Origin of the sequence: Bradyrhizobium hipponense (assembly GCF_008123965.1) — a bacterium.
Lineage (GTDB): Bacteria > Pseudomonadota > Alphaproteobacteria > Rhizobiales > Xanthobacteraceae > Bradyrhizobium > Bradyrhizobium hipponense.
Genome location: NZ_VSTH01000005.1, coordinates 1 through 2,033, shown reverse-complemented (window position 1 = coordinate 2,033; position 2,033 = coordinate 1). Strand labels below are relative to the sequence as shown.

Here is a 2,033-nt window from a genome sequence, read left to right as displayed (position 1 = left end):
GAGATGTGCGCGGAATGATTATCGAGGATCAACTTGATCGCGGTCCTGGCCGGATAGGCGGCATCGAGGAGCTTGAGGAATTCTATGAACTCTCGGCTGCGGTGGCGGTCTTTGACGAGCGCGTGGACCTTCCCGGTGAGCAGGTCAATCCCCGCCAACAGGCTGAGTGTCATTCGGCCTGCAATATTGGCTCTGACTCACTTTTGATGCAGTTTGGGGGATGCGTGGCGCTTTGATTGGAGGAGAATCAAAGCCATGCAGCAAGCACTCCACCGCTCCAGTCTGGTGCCGCGTGGGTTTGTTGTAGAGAGTGCGTACTACGAAGGTGATAAGGCCGTTATTGAGATCCGGGCGTCCGGAAGCGTCGGCCTGTGTCCCTTGTGCGGAACAGTTTCCCGACGTGTCCATAGCCGGTATCGGCGACGCGTAACTGACCTCCCGCTTTCGGGGCGGATCGTACAGCTCCTGGTGGTCGCCCGCCGCTTCCGCTGCGACGCCGTCCTGTGCAGGCGCCAAATCTTTACTGAGCGCTTCGCCGAAGGAGTGCTGGCGCCATCAGCGCGACGCACGGCGAGGCTGGACTCCATTGTCCATCACCTCGGTCTGGCGCTTGGCGGACGGCCGGCGGCAGGCTTCGCAAAGCGGCTGATGCTGCCGGTGAGCAAGGATACGCTCCTCCGGGTGGTTCGACGCCGTAGCCGTGCACCAGCTGACCCGCTCAGGGTTATCGGCATTGATGATTGGGCCTGGCGGCGCAATCACCGATACGCCAGCATCATCTGCAACCTGGAAAGGCGCCGGGTGGTCACCCTGCTGCCGGACCGTGAGCCCGCGACCGCCCAGGCCTGGCTCGCTGCTCATCCCACGATCGCGATCGTCGCTCGTGACCGCGGTGGAGGATATGGCGAAGCCGCAGCGAAGGCCCTGCCGCACGCGGTACAGGTCGCAGATCGTTGGCATCTGATGGAGAACGCCAGTCGGGCCTTCCTCGATGCCGTCCGAAAATCGATGCGCCAGATCCGCAGCGCAATCGGAGCAACGACGATCGATCCCGAGCTGCTAACAGCTGCGGAGCGTCTCCAATATGAGGGCTATCTCCGGCGCGACGAGGCCAACGCGACCATCTTGAGCCTGTCGAAAGGTGGAATGCCGATCAAGCAGATCGTGCGCCAGACGGGCCACAGCAGGGGGCTGGTACGACAGGTGATCCGCGGCGAACGCCATGATGTCTTCCGGACCCGGGAGAGTTCTCTCGATCAGCACCTGCCATGGCTCGACGATCAATGGGCAGCCGGTTGCCGAAACGGCGCTGAACTTTGGCGCCGCTTACGGGCGCGCGGTTTCCGAGGCTCCCTTCGTGTTGTCGGCGAATGGACGACTCGTAGACGGCGGGCCGAAAAGACTGATGTCGAAACTCTTCATCGGATTCCATCGGCCAGAACGATCGCTCGTCTCATGACCGTCGGACGGGATACGCTATCGAAGGCAGAGACGGTGACGGTCGCGGCGGTAGAAGCTGGCGTGCCAGCCTTGGTCGAGGCACGCGAGATCATCGCCGAATTCCACTTGATGATTCGGCGCCGAGCCGCCGCCGAGTTGTCACCCTGGATCGAGCGCGCTCGCGCCAGTCTTGTCGCATCGTTCGCCCGCGGCGTAACGAGCGATGAAGCGGCGGTTCGAGCGGCGATCACCTCGCCATGGTCCAACGGACAGACTGAGGGTCAGATCACGCGCCTCAAGCTCGTCAGACGCCAAATGTACGGCCGTGGCAAAATCGATTTGCTTCAAGCCAGGCTAATCGGCGCAGAATAATCGGAGCTGCACCAAAACTGCGTCAGAGAGCCAATTTTGGACGCCGATCCCCTGGCTTAGGGGGTCAGAATTTGCAAGCCGATTGACAGGCTGAGCGTGCCGTGACGTTTGTACTCATGATCGCGGGCGAAGGTCGCATGCACGCCCGGCACTGGCGGCAGATCCGGCGCTGTCGTTGCGATGGCCTGGATCCCCGGCTTCTCGTCGTAGGAGACGATCGC

The 2,033-nt window shown here is 62.1% G+C and carries 2 protein-coding genes and 1 pseudogene; 2 read left to right on the top strand and 1 reads right to left on the bottom strand.

Translation table 11 applies throughout. The features are described from left to right. Positions 1–236: hypothetical protein (locus FXV83_RS42315; protein ID WP_210250715.1), on the top strand; the 236-nt coding region annotated here is incomplete at its 5' end. Positions 237–255: 19 nt separating this feature from the next. Next, positions 256–1,812 (top strand): ISL3 family transposase, encoded by a 1,557-nt coding sequence (locus FXV83_RS00560; RefSeq protein WP_148736740.1) that lies wholly within the window; start codon positions 256–258, stop codon positions 1,810–1,812. A gap of 62 nt (positions 1,813–1,874) precedes the next feature. Here FXV83_RS00560 and FXV83_RS00555 read toward each other — a convergent pair. Further along, a pseudogene (locus FXV83_RS00555) lies at positions 1,875–2,033 on the bottom strand (IS630 family transposase); the annotation flags it as partial.

Coding starts and splice junctions, on each gene's coding strand:
- FXV83_RS00560 (WP_148736740.1), top strand. CDS start 256: ATGCAGCAAGCACTCCACCGCTCCAGTCTGGTGCCGCGTGGGTTTGTT.